Annotated in this window: 14 protein-coding genes; 2 read left to right on the top strand and 12 right to left on the bottom strand. The window is 27.7% G+C overall.

The annotated features are described in order from the left end of the window. Positions 1-109: 109 nt before the first annotated feature. Positions 110-934: a Cof-type HAD-IIB family hydrolase gene (locus ACZJV1_RS08535; RefSeq protein WP_463652036.1), complete on the bottom strand. Its 825-nt coding sequence runs from the start codon at positions 932-934 to the stop codon at positions 110-112. Positions 935-1238: 304 nt separating this feature from the next. Between ACZJV1_RS08535 and ACZJV1_RS08530 the strand changes: the two genes are divergently transcribed. Further along, positions 1239-1553 carry a hypothetical protein gene (locus ACZJV1_RS08530; RefSeq protein WP_463652035.1) on the top strand — a complete coding sequence of 105 codons (315 nt, stop codon included), beginning with the start codon at positions 1239-1241 and terminating at the stop codon, positions 1551-1553. Between the two features lie 403 nt (positions 1554-1956). Here ACZJV1_RS08530 and ACZJV1_RS08525 read toward each other — a convergent pair whose 3' ends face one another. The 9 genes from ACZJV1_RS08525 to ACZJV1_RS08485 all read right to left on the bottom strand — a co-directional run bounded on the left by ACZJV1_RS08525 (position 1957) and on the right by ACZJV1_RS08485 (position 11754). Continuing rightward, the gene (locus tag ACZJV1_RS08525; protein ID WP_463652034.1) at positions 1957-2139 is read right to left on the bottom strand and encodes a hypothetical protein; all 183 of its coding nucleotides are present in this window, start codon (positions 2137-2139) and stop codon (positions 1957-1959) included. A gap of 64 nt (positions 2140-2203) precedes the next feature. Beyond that, entirely contained in the window at positions 2204-3274 is a 1071-nt protein-coding gene (locus tag ACZJV1_RS08520; protein ID WP_463652033.1) for an ABC transporter permease, read from the bottom strand. Continuing rightward, positions 3265-4359 (bottom strand): ABC transporter permease, encoded by a 1095-nt coding sequence (locus tag ACZJV1_RS08515; RefSeq protein ID WP_463652032.1) that lies wholly within the window; start codon positions 4357-4359, stop codon positions 3265-3267. Before ACZJV1_RS08515 ends, ACZJV1_RS08520 begins: the two co-directional genes overlap by 10 nt. A gap of 11 nt (positions 4360-4370) precedes the next feature. Next, on the bottom strand, positions 4371-5306 hold the full coding sequence (locus ACZJV1_RS08510) for an ABC transporter ATP-binding protein (RefSeq protein ID WP_463652031.1): 936 nt from the start codon (positions 5304-5306) through the stop codon (positions 4371-4373). A gap of 86 nt (positions 5307-5392) precedes the next feature. Beyond that, positions 5393-6037 (bottom strand): response regulator transcription factor, encoded by a 645-nt coding sequence (locus tag ACZJV1_RS08505; RefSeq protein ID WP_463652030.1) that lies wholly within the window; start codon positions 6035-6037, stop codon positions 5393-5395. Position 6038: 1 nt separating this feature from the next. Then, positions 6039-7190 carry a sensor histidine kinase gene (locus tag ACZJV1_RS08500; RefSeq protein ID WP_463652029.1) on the bottom strand — a complete coding sequence of 384 codons (1152 nt, stop codon included), beginning with the start codon at positions 7188-7190 and terminating at the stop codon, positions 6039-6041. 212 nt (positions 7191-7402) lie between these two features. Further along, a complete protein-coding gene (locus tag ACZJV1_RS08495) occupies positions 7403-7597 on the bottom strand; it encodes a hypothetical protein (RefSeq protein ID WP_460288938.1) in 195 nt (64 codons plus the stop codon). A gap of 160 nt (positions 7598-7757) precedes the next feature. Beyond that, on the bottom strand, positions 7758-10511 hold the full coding sequence (locus tag ACZJV1_RS08490) for a glycoside hydrolase family 3 N-terminal domain-containing protein (protein ID WP_463652028.1): 2754 nt from the start codon (positions 10509-10511) through the stop codon (positions 7758-7760). A 310-nt stretch (positions 10512-10821) separates the two neighbouring features. Next, positions 10822-11754 carry a DMT family transporter gene (locus ACZJV1_RS08485; protein ID WP_463652027.1) on the bottom strand — a complete coding sequence of 311 codons (933 nt, stop codon included), beginning with the start codon at positions 11752-11754 and terminating at the stop codon, positions 10822-10824. 289 nt (positions 11755-12043) lie between these two features. Between ACZJV1_RS08485 and ACZJV1_RS08480 the strand changes: the two genes are divergently transcribed. Beyond that, positions 12044-12658 carry a nitroreductase family protein gene (locus ACZJV1_RS08480; RefSeq protein ID WP_463652026.1) on the top strand — a complete coding sequence of 205 codons (615 nt, stop codon included), beginning with the start codon at positions 12044-12046 and terminating at the stop codon, positions 12656-12658. Between the two features lie 39 nt (positions 12659-12697). Here ACZJV1_RS08480 and ACZJV1_RS08475 read toward each other — a convergent pair whose 3' ends face one another. Next, positions 12698-14329 (bottom strand): SulP family inorganic anion transporter, encoded by a 1632-nt coding sequence (locus ACZJV1_RS08475; RefSeq protein WP_463652025.1) that lies wholly within the window; start codon positions 14327-14329, stop codon positions 12698-12700. Positions 14330-14476: 147 nt separating this feature from the next. After that, entirely contained in the window at positions 14477-16243 is a 1767-nt protein-coding gene (locus ACZJV1_RS08470; protein ID WP_463652024.1) for a methyl-accepting chemotaxis protein, read from the bottom strand. Positions 16244-16700 lie beyond the last annotated feature (457 nt).

The following is a 16700-nucleotide window of genomic DNA, read 5'->3' as shown; positions in this document are numbered from 1 at the left end:
TATAAATTGGAATATATTTCTTAATTTGATTTTTATTAGTAAAATTTTATGTATTAAAAAATTAGCAGTAAATACCTATCAATATGATTAGTTATTTACCGCTTACATATTATATTTCATAAATTTCTTTTAATGCCTTAGCTACCCCAGCATCATCATTACTTGCTGTAACCATACTAGCAATTTCTTTTAAACAATCTTCACCATTCTCTAAAGTAACTGGGAATCCTACTTCTAACAACATGGATAAGTCATTCTCTCCATCTCCCATAGCAATTATTTCACTTCTATCAATTCCCAAGTCACTAGCGTACTCTATTAACGCTTTACCTTTAGAAATATTTGCTGCCACCACATCTAAACTATTTTTAGCAGCTCTAAATACTTCAATCCCTTGAATTTCCTTTATCTTTTCATGCAAAGGAATTATTGTTTCAACATCATTTGAAGCATACATTATTTTAGTGATTTTAACATCATCATGTAAAAGCTCCTCAATATCATTAAAAATATTTATATCCATGTATTTAGCTAATCTTTTAGTAAATATAGCAAATGGATTTTTTTCTTCATTTAGTTCATTTGGGTTAAATGAATAAATAGCATCTAATGAATAAAATCTTGGATACATTCCATTACTTTTAAAAAGATTATAAAGCTCCACTAATTGTTCTTTTCCAATATGTTTTAAATAATAAACTTCATTAGTTAAAACGTCTCTCATAGTAGCTCCATTACAGCCTAATATAGGAGCTTTTATTCCTAAAGTTTTTACATATTCTTTCGCCATCACATCTGGTCTACCAGTCACAACTACAAATTTAACTCCCATACCTTGTAATTTTCTGATTGTTTGAACATTTTCTTCTGGTATTTCATTTTTGCTATTTAATAAAGTTCCATCAATATCAATAGCTACTAATTTGTACTTCATATATCTTTCCCCTTTTATTTCTCTAGCATTTTACATAATATACAATATATAATATAACATTATCTCATGAAAATATCGATATTATTAAATTTAATTTCCAGAATTAATCAAAAATAAAATGTCATAAGAAAAAACCTTTTCCCTTCTTCGAAAACTCTGGATTTTTAATTATTATAAACTTAGGAGTATTATCTTCATAACTAGATGTTAATACGAAAACTCATATTATCCATCATTAATCTGTACCTTTTTGTATATTTAAATATCTATACAGCCAAAATAACCTTGAAAGGTGGTTATTTTAATGAAAAAATTTATTGCTATGCTTTTAATTTCTTTATCTTTATCATTTGGTGTCTTTACTCAATCTGCATATGCTGTAAATGTTTTTAAAGAAGGCGTTTATAAAGCAGCTGACTTTAATTTTTCACCTGAAAGTAAATATGTTGCTCAAAATATATCTGAAGAAGGTGGTGTTTTCATCCAAGTTTTTGATGAAAATCAAAATTTATTGCAATCAATTCATCTATCTCCTAAATCTGATAAATATAATTTACTTCCTTTAAAGCCAGACTATAGAATTGTAATAGTTGGTAAAGGTAATGTATTTATTCAGTAAAATGTTTAATCTTCTTTTATATTTCTTAACTACACATCTACTATATAGAGTGGACTACATATGTAATCCACTCATTTATTTAAATTTCAACATAAAAAATACCGTATATTCTTTTTTTTGAATAATACGGCATTTTAATTAATATTTTATATAATTAAATCTAGTATTTATCTTTCCCAAAAAATGTAGTTATCTTTACTTTCCAACAAACGTAGCCGATCCATTATCTCCATTATAAGGTGGAGCTCCTTTAACAGTTACATAACAAATTATTAGCTTATATTCTTTTCCTTTAGGAATATCCTGACTAAAGGTTACCACAAATGTTTTTGCTGAACCATCTTTTGAATTAATTTTAACTAAATTATCTTCTACCTAAATTAAACTATTTTTCAAATAAGCATTATTCTCTTTTGTTACTATTTAAACATCCTCCAAATATACCACCAATTCCTGATCCGATACATATTCCAAGAATAATATTATTAAATATTAAAATCCCTAGTATTAATCCAATAATTAATCCTATCCCAATTGAAATAGGTAAATATTTTAAATTTTTTCTATTTAAATTTTTATTATTCATAAAAATACCTCTCAACTTTTATATTATATAGACTTAATAATGTTATACATCAGTGTATTATAAGCTATTCTTTTACATACTCTCTTAATCTAAAGCTTCCTGCTGTAAATAGTACTCCTGACATTAATACTATTACTATAATAGGAATAAATATTTTGCCTTCATTTATAATTTGCGCCATCCATGAAAATGGTGAAATTATACTTAAATTACTTATTATTTGTGGTACGTTATCAAATTCTTGAAGTCCGCTTCCAAGTATTCCCACACCAAAGGATAACAAGCCAAAAACTACAACTGATAAACTTGCTATAGCTTGATGTTTAAGCCACCTTGTAGCAGCTACAATTAAAGAAGTTGTCATTAAACTGCATAGTGTAATAACTAGTATTCCCTCACCTAAATTGTAATTTGGTACTTTAAATATCTTCAGAGCTATAATTAAAGTTAGTGAACTTATTATGCTTTGTAAAATAAATGCAGATAAATATAAAGAACCTAAAATCACTTTATCAGAGTTACCAGTTGCTATTGTTCTCTTTAAAACCTTTTGAGCCTTAAGTTTAATTATATCATCAGTTAATATTGATCCACCTATCATCATAAAATAGCATATCATAAGAACAGTCATAACATAATCAGTTTTATTTACTTCAAATTTATCTACTATTAAAGTTTCTACTGCATTAGTGCTAAGGCCAGTATTTACTCCTTCTTCAAGTAATTTATTTACATAATTAGTTATAATGTTATCTGCAATAACCGATCCCATGGCAGCTTCATTACTGTAGCTTTTAATATTAGGCACATCTCCATTATTTATATTTTCCTGGAAATTTTCATCTATTACATATATTGCACCAATTTTTTTATCCCTTAATTCATTATAATTATCTTCAGCCTCCCCCTTTAGTTCTTCTATATCATATTTTTCTGATAAATTATTTATTAACTCCTTAGAATATTCACTTGAAGATTTATCTAATATTCCTATTTTTCCTATAGAGGTATCATTTGAACTTGGTCCAACTACACCAAATAAAACAATCATAGGAAGAAGAAATGTCATTAGTAAAATTGAAGGATTCTTTAGATTTCTTTTTAAATTAATTATAGTTAATCTTATTAAGCGCATTTCCTTCCCCCCTCACATGAATTTACTTTTATTAATGCAATTAAAAATAGTATTGCTGAAGCAGCAAGTATTAATATTAAGTCTTTATCATCTCCACTAAAGCTTCCATTTAAATTATATAAAGTAAAAAGCTTTGAAATATAGTGTGTTGGTGCTAAAACTTTTAAGGCATTTCCTTCACCAGTAAACATCTCCATTCCTATAATAGGAAGTGCAAAAAGTAACCCGCCAATAACCTTGCCATAAGTTGCTCCAAAAAAAGTATAAACACATTTACTTATTGATACTACTAATATAGCTGAAGTTAAAATTAATATAATTAAAGGGATTAGATTTCCTGTAAAGCTTATTCCTGTAATTCTAAAGAAAAATACATATCCTGAAATAATTAAAGCTGAATACACCAATAAAGCAAATGAATCATAATAAAAATACTGCTTTTTACTTATAGGAGTTGAAGATATTCTTCTATCAAGATTTACACTTGCATCTGCATAATTACCTTGAATAAGACCAAAAATAAGCATACTAATTACAAAAGCAATCATTGATGCAGACATTTTTTCATAACTACTAGAAGATTTTTTTGTATCTATATCTATCTTTTCTATAATTGATTTTCCTGAAATTTTTTCTAAAGCCTCATTTGATCCACCCGATATATTAACATAAAGGCTTTGATGATACTTATCTAAAATTGTTTTTAATGTATTTGTAGAGTTAGTAAACCCTTCTTCTAACTTATTTATATTTATCTCACCATTTTTTAGAGATACTACATTATCTCCATATCCCTTTGGAATAGCAATTTCTATATTGGCTTTTTTATCAGTTATTTCAACAATCTCCTTCATTTCATCACTTTCTAAAAAGGATACTAAATTCTTAGACATATCGCTATTATCCATGTCATTTATTTGTACTTTTAAAGTCTTAAGCTTTAATGGACTCTCCATAAGTGTTTTTTGGAAAAACCCCATAAAGGCTGCTAGTAAAACTGGGAAAAGTATAAAATATATAATTGTTATAGCTCCATTAGATACCATTCCCTTTAAGGTTGTTTTTGTATAATATAGTAACCTCATTTAATTCACCCCTAATCCCTTAATGTTTTTCCTGTTAATGCTAAGAATACATCTTCAAGCCTTGCATCTTCATAACTTATCTTTTTTACATTAATTCCATATTGCTCTATAATACTTAGCACGTTATGAAGTTTAAAATTTGAATCTATAGTTAAAGAAATAGTATCATCCTGCTCTTTCACCTTTATTACACCTTCTAATTTTTCAATAGTTAAAAGAACTTCACCTGTGATATCTTTAGCCTCTATTATCACCTTATTATTAGGAAAAACAGATGTTTTAATTTCTTCTTCAGTTCCATAAGCAACTTCCTTACCTAAGTCTATAATAAATACTCGTCTGCAAAGCTCCTCAATTTCTTCCATATAATGAGAAGTATAGATAACTGTTGTTCCCCATTCCTTACAAATGTTTTTAGTAAAAGTAAATATATGATTTCTTGATTGTGGGTCAACACCAACAGTAGGCTCATCCATAATTAATACCTTTGGATGATGCATAATAGCTGCTGCAATATTTAATCTTCTTTTCATTCCACCTGAAAACTTTTTAACTTTCTCCTTTTTCTTTTCTTGAAGACCTGTAACTTCTAAGGCTTCTTTAATTCTTTCTTTAAGTTCCTTTCCTTTTAACCCATATAAGGCACCAAAAAATTCAAGATTATCATAAGCAGTAAGCTCTTCAGATAAAGAAATGTCCTGTGGTACATATCCTATACACTCCTTAGCTTTTATTGGTTCTTTTAAAATATCATAGCCACAAATTTTAATTGTTCCACTATCTGGAGCTAAAAGACTAGTCATTATATTAATTAATGTGGATTTTCCCGCTCCATTTGGTCCTATAAATCCAAATATTTCTCCTTTATTAACTTCATAGCTTACATTATCTAAAACTAACTTATCATTAAATCTTTTTGTAACATTTTTTACTTCTATAATACTCATTAAAAATACCCCCTAGATTTATCTTAATTCTATAATAAGATAAATCTAGGTGGCTTGCTATCACTTAAGGTCACTATATAAATGACTTAAGTCACTATTCTATTTTTAAAGGCAAAAATTGCAATTTGAGTTCTATCTCTAAGATTTAACTTAGATAATACATTTGTAATATTATTTTTTATAGTTCCTTCAGATAAATAAAGCTTTTCTGAAATTTCCTTATTAGTTAATCCTTCTGCGATATATTTAATGATTTGAAATTCCTTGTCTGAAAAATCATATTTCTCTATCTCTTTGCTATTAATATTTTGTACATTTACGCTAAGCATCTCATTTGCAACTTCTGGATGAACAACCATATTCCCCATATAAGCTGTCTTTATTCCTTCGTGAATAACTTCATGAGAGCTATCTTTTAACATATATCCAAAGGCTCCATATTTTAATGCATCTTGAATATATTCTTTGTCTTTAAAGGTAGTTAGTATAATAACTTTAATTTTAGTAAACTGCTCTTTAATTAGTCTTGTGCCCATAACTCCATCACAATCTTTCATTCTTATATCCATAAGCACAACATCAATATCTTTGTTTTTACATACTTCTAAAGCTTTATACCCATTTTCTGCTGTATCAGCTACTTCAATATCATCAAAAGTTGAAAGCATAATTTTTAAACCTTCTCTAATTAGCTTTTCATCATCTACAATTAATATTTTGATTTTCTCCATCCTAATTCTCCTTTTCCCTTTGAATTACGAGTTTCACAAAGAACCCTTTTCCTTCTTCTGAATTAAGATCAACTGTTCCACCTATTTCTTCTGCTCTTTCTCTTATATTTTTAAGTCCAAATCCGTTTTCTTTTATGATGTTAGTTCCTATACCATTATCTTTAAAGGATATTACAAAATCATTTTCTGTAAAATTCATAATTACTTTAACCTTTGATGCCCTTCCATGTCTTAAAGCATTAGATAGGATTTCTTGAGTTATTCTATATAAATGAGTACTTTGCTTTGTAGATAAGGTCCAATTACCCTTTGATAAAATAATGCTTACTTCTATTCCAGACATCTTTTCAAAGTTTTTACATAGTTCTTGAATTCTAATTATACCTCTGTAATTATCATAATCATCGGATTTAAGCTCACTTACAGCTTTCTTTACATCTTGAAAACTATCATTTATAAAATCTCTTAAGTTTCCTGCCATATCTTTCAAATTGCTTTCTTCTTTACTAGCTATACTTTCCATAGCAGATAATTGAATCATTGCTGTAGATAAAGCATGTCCAACACTATCATGTATTTCTCTTGATATTCTATTTCTCTCTTTAAGTACTGTTAATTCTTCTATTGAAGTAAGACATTCTTCAAGGTCATTATTAGCTTCAATTAGCTTTTCCTCTGATATCCTAAGCCTGTCATATAGCCTTTGAGCTTCTCTTTTTGTACTATATAGATTAGATATATAGTTTAAAAGAATCACAAAAATAACCATAATAACTAAATTAATAATACCATTTTCTATGTTTTCATTAAATTTTGTAGATACAGCTAAAATAGATATTATAACTGCAAATAAATATTTTATATTATTGGACCTTAAAGTAAATGAATCTATGGTTATCCCTATTAAATAAAATAGAATACTTCCTCCAAAGTTTAAATAAGCTATTAGCGACACTATTAACTCTATAATCATTGAAAATATAGTTAATTTATCATCTTTAAAGAAAAATACTCTAAGATTATTATTTATTACAAATAACAAAACAAATATTATACTTTGAATACTTGTATTTTTTTCTTCAATAAATATTTGAGCTATTAAAATAATAAATGATATATATCGTGCTAATAATAACTCCTTACTTTTTCTCATAGTTCTCTCCAATTCTCTTTATAGTATAAGATAATAATACAACATATTTTAAAGTTGGTGAATAGTAGTAAATTTATAAGTAAAAATAACCAAAAATAAAAGATGACTCCTGTTTGATACAGAAATCATCCTTTAAATAACATATTATTTTTAAAATTTACTTTCTCAAAGATACATTTTAAAATAATGTTTTTATTTTAAACTTATATCTCTTACTTATATAAGTTATCTTCTATAATTTTATTAGCAAGAATACCTATATTAACTTCTTTAGTATCCATATATACATCAATAATTCTATCTACAAGAGTAACCTCAACGTACTCTATTTCTTTTCCGTCTTCATCTTCATACTTAATTATGTCATAAGTTATAATATCTTCTTTAAGTGCCTTCTTAGAAATCATAAGTTTTCCTCCTTAAGTTATATTCACTATATTCTAGCAAAGATTTAAAGCTATGTCCATTTAAATGAATTTCTAACTTTTATGAATTAAACTTTTCTAAAAACTTCTTATACTTTTAGTAAGGATATTATATTTTTCATTTTACTTTTGGAGAATGTTTTTATTTTTTGTGCTTTCTTAAAACAACACCAGCTATAGCCATAATACTTCCTAAGGCAACTGTACTTATTGGTGAAGTTCCTCCTGTATTTGGAAGATTAGAATTTGGTTTATTATTGTTTGTACCTTCATTATTATTTTTGTCGTCATCATTGTCTGTACCTGCATTGTTATCTTTTTCTTTTACAGTTACTTTAATAGTTGTTTCAGTCTTATTGTTATTACTATCTTCAACTTCATATATAACCTTATACTCTCCAGCCTTTGAAGTATCTACAGTGTTTTCTTTAACTTTAATTTTATTAGATATATCTCCATCTTCTTCATCTAAGGCTGTTACACCTTCTAAAGGAACAAATTCATCTCCTATAGTTAAGACTTTATCTGAAGAAGTTATTACTGGAAAACTATCTGCTAATATATTAACTTTTGTTTCTGATGGTAAAGCTGTAAATACTCTATCATTACTATCTATTACTTCCATAGAATCTATCTTTATAGTTGATAAACCTACATTAGATTTAGATTTAAAAATTATATTAAAGCTTTCATTAGTTATAATTTTTTCTCCTAAAGCTTCTAAATTTACTACTAATTTATCATTTTCTATTTTACTATCTACTATTTTGATACCTTCACTATTAGACTCTGCTTTTACAAACTCTAAAAAATTGTTATCAAAATTAACTATTGCTGAGTATTTCTTACTATTTAAGCCTTCATTAATATCCTTTAATAATATTTTAGTTTCAAACTCTTTTCCAACTTTAACATTTGAAGGTGCTTCAATATTTGTAGTACCCATTGAAGTTAAGTTAGTTATACCATATCCAAAGTTATATTTATTGCTAGTTAAGTCATAACTACCATCTTGTGTTAAATTTGGTATATCAACTGGAAGAGTTCCAACAACTTCATGTGCTCCAAAAACTGCATCGATAATAGCTGGAATATTTGGCCCAAAGGCTTTTGTAGGTGATAATCCTCCATCAGCTTCTGTCGGATCCATTCCTTTATATCCATATGCTATTACCTTAGCTTGAGCTTCATCACGAGCTGTCACATCATAAGGATGACCAAGGCTACCTAAAACCACAGCCTTCCCTTTAGATTTTGCATATTCAAAAACTTCTGTTGGATATTTAGTTAGCCAACTGTCTAGTGATAAATGAGAAGATCTTGATATTTCAGATAACATAATAATTTTATCTGCTGAATCAATTTTAATCTTTATATCATCATCTAATGCGATTTTCTTGTTATATGAAACTAAATTTAAATTAACATTATTTATTTTACCTTCTTTTATTAATCTAGTTACACCAAATTTCATACCTGGCAACTCATTATCATATGGTGCTAATAAAAGTATATTTTCACCTTCCTTAGGCTTTAAAGGCAAAATATTATTTTCATTTTTAACTACAGTAATAGCATTAGCTGATACTTTTCTCTCAATATCTCTATTTTCCTTTGATCCAACAATAGACTTAGCATTGGTAACCTTTTCTTCTAAAGTTCTATTGTCTTTTTCTAAATCCATTATACCTCTATCTATTTTTAACTTAACAATTCTCTCTGCAGACTCGTTTATTCTATCTAATGGTATTTCTCCTGTATTTACAGCTTCTTTGACTGCATTTATAATATTCTCTAACTTAGAAACATCATCTGTGCTCCTTAATACAGTTGGCATTAAAGCAATATCCACACCGGCTTTAATAGTTAATTTAACAGCTTCTACTTCACCAAAGTGATCACTAATAGCTTTCATATTTAAGGCATCAGTTACTACAACCCCATCAAAGGAAAGTTCATTTCTTAAAACTCCCGTAATTACATCGTCTGACAATGTTGCAGGATATCCAATTTGACTTCCATCTTTTTTTGAGGTGTAAGTATCCTTTTCTATTTGTGGGAATTGTATATGAGCAGTCATTATCATATCAACTCCCTTATCTATGGCTGTTTTAAAAGGTTTTAATTCCATTTCTCTTAAAGCTTCTATAGGTTTATCTACTACTGGTAATCCATAATGTGAATCTGTAGCAGTGTCACCATGACCTGGAAAGTGTTTAGCTGCTGCTGCAACTCCTTGGCTTTGAATTCCCTCCATAATCTTGCTGCCTAATTTTCCAACTAATTCTGGATTGCTTGATATTGATCTTAAGTTAATAACAGGGTTATTGGGATTATTATTAATATCCATAGCTGGAGCAAAGTTAACATTAAGTCCTAAGGATTTTAATTCCCTTCCAATTACATATCCTGAATCATAAGCATCTATTTCACTTTTTGTAGCTCCTATAGCCATATTTCCAGGTAAGTTTGTACCTGTACCTAATCTAGTAACTATTCCACCTTCTTGGTCTATAGTTACTAGTAAAGGTAAGTTTCCATCTTTATCTTCAATTGCTACCTTTTGAAGATCATGAACTAACTTTACAGTTTGTTCTGTTTCTTTTACATTATTAGCAAATAAAATAACTCCTCCTAAATCATATTTGTCTACTACGTCTGCTATTTCATCATTTAACACTGTCATATCACTTACTGCTTGAGCATCTTTAGCTTTCCATTGTCTAAAATCTGGCATTATCATTTGTCCAACTTTTTCGTCTAAAGTCATACTTTTAACTATTTCCTTGGCTTTGGTTTTTGAATCTGTAGCATAGACTTTATTATATGGTAATGTAAATAATGAAGTGGTAATCATAGTTGCGGCTAGAAGTAAAGCAATTTTCTTTTTATTCATAAAAATCCCCCTATAAAATAATAACTTTTTAATTTGTTAAAGATTGTTTATATTATTTTTTAATAATATTTAATTTTAACTTTTTTCTTATATTCTAGACTTGGCATAAAGTTTTTAACCTTACATATTTTCTTAATATTTCTCTAAATTTTCTTTATAGTATAAGATAATAATACAACATATTTTTCTTTTGGTAAATATTGTAAATTATATAATTTCCTTAACTCAATAAAAAAATAACTGTAATAAAGCTTAAAACTCTATTACAGTTACTATAAAAGTTATATATATATATTCTATTTATATGCCTCTAATTATTATTTTCTTTTCTTCTATAAACTAAATAAATTCCTGTACAAACTAATATTAAAGCTATTAATATCTTAATATCAAAAATATTTTCTTTTAAGAATATAGCAGATAATATAGTTCCAAATATAGGTACTAAAAAGTTAAAAACCGTTATTATTCCTACCTTATTATATTTAAGAAGCTGAGACCATAATGCAAAAGCTACTGAGGATAATAAAGCCATATATAATAGTAACATACTTGATTTAACTGTGAAGTTTGAAAGATGTCCTCCTAAAACATATCCTAAAATAGTTAAAATAAGACCTCCTATTGCAAGTTGATATCCAGTTACAGTAGATGCATCTTTATTTTGAGTTATCTTCTTACCATAAATTGATGATATTGAAAGTAAAAATGCTGCAATCATTATGAAGCCTTCACCTTTAAATGAAAAACTACCTTCTAAAACTGATGTACCACCAAGATTAACTATAATAACTCCTGAAAATCCAACAATACAGCCTAAAACCTTGTTATAATTTAGCTTGTCATTTTTATAAATAAAGTGAGCTAATAGAATGCTAAAAAATGTTCCTGTTCCATTTATAATTGCTCCTCTTACTCCTGTTGTATAAGACAGTCCTATATAAAAGAAAATATATTGAAGGGTTGTCTGTCCTAGTCCCAATATAGTAACTTGTCCTAATTCTTTAGTATTTAAGTTAAAAACTTTAGCTCCTCTTATTATTTGTAATAAGAAAACAAAAACTCCTGCTAAGAAAAACCTATATCCAGCGAAAATAAGCTTTGATCCTATATCATTTCCTACAATATTAAAAAGTTCATATCCAATCTTTATAGAAGGATAAGCACTTCCCCATAATAATGTGCAAATAACAGCAAGCACAATTATATTTTTTCTGTTAGTATAAAATTTTGATTTGTCCAAATTTGTCTTTCCTTTCTAGTAATAAATTATTTATATACATATTACCATATATTCTAATTTAATGGATTATTTTCTAATTTTATTCTTTAATTTTAAATTTTACTTATCTTTATAAATTATAATATTTTATAAAGATTTAGTTTTTCTTAATTTTATAGTTACTTTTAAGTGCCTATGTCACTTAAAAGTAAGTACTTGATATTTATATACATATACTTGATAATATCATTATCAATTATAAGAAAGTAACTATTAAATTAAATTTTGATACATTTTGGAGGATAATGACATGATTAATAAAGAGTTTATGAAGGTTTTAGAAGAAAGATCTTCAATTCGTGAATTTGATAAATCTATAGAAATTTCAGAAAGTGAGCTATCAGAAATTTTAGCTTTAGCTACTAAAGCACCTTCTGCTTGGAATCTACAACATTGGAAATTCCTTGTGGTTAAAAGTGAGGAAGCTAAACAAAAACTTCTTCCCATTGCTTTTAATCAAAAACAAGTTTTAGATGCTGCAGCTACAGTAGTTGTATTAGGTAACTTAAAAGCAAATGATAATGCTCCAAAGATTTATAATCCTATTGTAGATGCTGGATTTATGACTAAGGAATATAAAGAAAAATTAATATCAGACATAAATAATGTCTATACTGCAGAAGAAAGAGCTAAAAGTAGTGCAATACTAAATTCTTCTTTAGCTGCAATGCAATTTATGTTAGCTGCTAAGGCTTCAGGTTGGGATACATGTCCTATGACTGGATTTAACCATGAATTATTAGTTAAAGAATTTAATATAGATAATGGGTTTATACCTGTAATTATTATTCCTATAGGAAAAGCTGCTGCACCTAGCTACCCAACAACTAGATTACCTATAAGTGATGTAACTGAATGGGTGTAAAAACAAAAGAGATGTGATTTATGTCACATCTCTTTCTAATTAACAATATAAAGTGCTTTTAATAGCTTCGTCAGCACTCCAAAAAATCATATTTGAACCTATTTTTTCTTCAAATCCTGATTTATCAATAAAATCTTTTACTTGTTGCTGTAAACCACATAGCATTAATTTGCAACCTCTATTTTCAAATTCAGCTATTACTTCATCTAAAGCTTGCAATGCTGATATATCCATTAAAGGAACTCCCCTCATTGATAGTATTATAACCTTAGCTTCTTCTATCGATAAAACTTCATTTTTAAACTTTTCTGCTGTTGCAAAAAATAAAGGTCCTGTAAAATATGCAACTTTTATATTAGATAAATTGCTACCCTCAAGGATTTTTTCATCTAATTTATTTTCATCTACCTCACTTATTGATATATCCATATTGGCAATTTTCACAATAAATAAAAGACTTGAAAAAATTACACCTATTATTATAGCTTGAGTTAAATCAAATACTATTGTTGCAAACATTGTTATTAAAAACTTTAATATTGCACCTTTAAATTTTTTAGAAAAGATGTATTTTATACTTTCCCATTCATTCATTCTCCAAGTAGTTACCATTAAAACCCCTGCTAAGGCTGATAAAGGAATACTAGCCATAATAGGTGCTAATAAAAACATTGATAACATTAAAAATATTGCATGAAAAATACTTACTATTCTAGTTTTAGCTCCTGATTTTATAGCTACACTTGTTCTTGCAATAGCAGCTGTTGCAGGTACACCGCCAAAGAAAGGAATTATGAAATTCCCAATTCCTTGTGCTATTAGCTCTCTATTGGCATCAAATGAATCTCCTTTCATTTTTTTACCAACTTCACCACAAAGTAAGCTTTCAATCATAGCTAATGCAGCAATACTTATTGCTGGTGCTAACACACTTTTTATAACATTAATATCAATTGCACTAACATTAAGTCTTTCATCTAAAATTAATTTTTTTGGTATATCACCAATTACATCTATAGGTAATTTAAATACTAAGTTTATTAATAATGCAACAATTAATCCAATTAATGAAGATGGTATGATATTATTAAGTTTTTTTGGCCAAATAATCATAATACCAACTACTAAAGCTCCAATTAATAATGCATACCAATTTATATTTAGTGGTGAAGTTAAAAAGTTTATTAACTTTATTGCAGAAGATTCTGATGCTTTAGTTGTTACACCAAAAAAATTATCTAATTGTCCTATTGCAATTGTTAAAGCTATACCTGATGTAAAGCCTGTAATTACCGGTGCTGGTATATAAGAAACAATTTTTCCAAGCTTAAATATTCCTGCCAATATAAGTATTAGTCCTGCCAATGCTCCAGCTATCCAAACTCCTTGTAGTCCATATTTTTGAAATAATACAACTAAAATTGCACTCATCGCTCCTGTTGGTCCAGATATTTGAAATGAACCTCCTGAAAGAGCTCCTATTACTAAACCTGATATTATTGAAGTTATTAGTCCAGCTGCTGCTGAAGCTCCACAACTAACTCCAAAAGCTAATGCTAGTGGAAGTGCTACTGCAGTAACTGTTATTCCTGCCATCAGATCTCGTTTAAAATTTAACAAATTATACCCCTTAAATTCCTCTTTAAGGTCATTAATATAACTTTTTAGCATTGAGATTACATCCCCTCGTGTTTTATTTAATTTTATCCACGAATAATTTTAACTCTAATATCAAATCAATACAAGCTAAGTTAAAACAAGATATCGTTTACTTATAAAAATAAAAAAAGATTGTAAAAAATTACAATCTTTTTTATATTATATTTTAAATTTTTGTACCATTTCATTTAGCTTTTGTGCAAGATCTGCTTGACTTTGGGCAGTTTTAGCTACTTCCTCTATTGCCTTTGTTGTTTCATTCATACTCTCTCTAATATCTTCAGCTTTCTCACTAGACTTTTGAGAAGATTCAGCCATATTTTGAACTGCATCACTTACTTGACCAACTGTAGCTGTAATTTCTTCCGACATAGCAGCAATTTCATCAGACATTTTACTTACAAAATCTGAATCATCATAATATTTAATACCTGTATCACCATAGGCATCTAACTGGTCATTTACTTTTGTATTTACAAAATCTAATATATCGCTACCTGCTTCAATACTACTTTTAAATGCACCCTGTACTTTTGCAATTGTTTCTTGAATATTCTTTACTGCTTCTCCTGATTGTTCAGCAAGTTTCCTTACTTCTTCTGCTACAACAGCAAATCCTTTTCCTTGCTCTCCTGCTCTTGCTGCTTCTATAGCTGCATTTAAAGCAAGTAAATTAGTTTGCTCTGCTATTCCACCAATAGTATCAGCCATAACTTTTATACTTTCTACTATTTTTCCATCTTCTATGGCTTTTTCCATCTTTTCTTTCTTTTCATTATATATTTTTCTAGTTTCATTAATTGCATTTTCACTACTATGTTTAACTTCGATAGCTCTATCTTTAGCATTATTAGAAATATTACTTCCATCCATAGCCCTTGATGATAATATATTTATACTCGAATCTACTTCTTCAATAGATGCACTTATTTCCTCTGTAACAGCACCAGATTCTTGCATTCCAGAAGCAATTGATTCTACAGCTTCATCTATTATAACAACTTTAGAGAATAGTTCTTCAACAGTTGCTGAAAGTTCTTCTGATGATGCACTTATATCTTGAGAATTTTCCATAATTGTTTTTACTAAGTCTTTTACATTTTCTTGTGCTTGGTTTAAAGCATTGCCAGTTTGTCCAAACTCATCTTTTCTTGTAATGGTTATTTGATTGCTAAAATCATAGGAAGATAATCTTAATGCAAAATCTTTTATTTTAATTAGAGGATCTGTTATTTGTTTGCTTAAAATCATTGATAAAACTGCAGCTATAACTAAAGAAACAATAAGTAAAATCATATTAATAGTTATACTAAACATTAACTCCTTTTGTGCAATAGCTTCTCTATCTGCTATTATCTTATCTATATCATCTATATAATTCCCTGTTCCTATTACCCAATTAAAAGGAGCATATAATTTACTATAGCTTCTTTTAGGTGATGATTCTGTTTCTCCGCTCTTAGGGAACCAATAATCAGTATATCCACCACCTTCTTTTTTACCATTTTCAATTATATCTTTTATCATATAGTTTCCTTTACTGTCTTGAGAATTAAGTCTATTTGTACCTTCTGTTTCAGATCCTAAAAGAACAACATTTAATCCATCAACTGTATCAGCCCAAAAGTACCCTCCATTACCAAACTTTAAATTTCTTAATAAATCTGCACTTTGCTTTTTAGCTTCATCAAGGGTAATCTCACCTCTTTTAGCCTTTCCGTTTATTTTATCTATCATAGAAATTGCAATTTCTACTTGCTCTTTAATTCTTGAATCATAGTCATCCTTTAAACTCTTTCTTTGCATAGATAACGAATTAGAATTATTCTTGATAAATCCATATGTCATACTTCCAGCTATAATTATAGCTGTCAGTAAAGATATTATCATTGTTACAAGAATTACTTTGTGTTTGACTTTCCTCATAAAACTATCTCCTCTTTTTGAAAATTTAGAATTCATTAACATAATTTATAAGATTATTCCTTGTAAAATAATTAATATAGCAATTGTTTTAATGATTTATATTAATATCGCTAGACTAAGTATTATTCTTATTTTTAATAATTTAAAATTTTATAAATTAATGAATTTTTATATGATTATACTTAATACGTAAGTAATACTAATAGATATTATTTTTCTACAAATTTCCACATATTTGTACATATTAATTATAATCTATATATCGGTAATATTTTTTATTAATTAATACTTATTCCACAATATTAAAATTAATATTTCTAAGTACTTCTGAAATTAGTTATTTTCTACAAATAAATTTGTAATTCAATATCTGATAAAAAGCATTTCATCAGGTATCATTTTTTATACTTTGTCAATATGGTACCTTTGCGAGCTAGAAATATTAAGTTTAGTTGAC

This window comes from Clostridium sp. LS3 (genome assembly GCF_055330225.1).
Note: the sequence above shows the minus strand (reverse complement) of the source record. Positions and strands in the feature narration are given on the sequence as shown.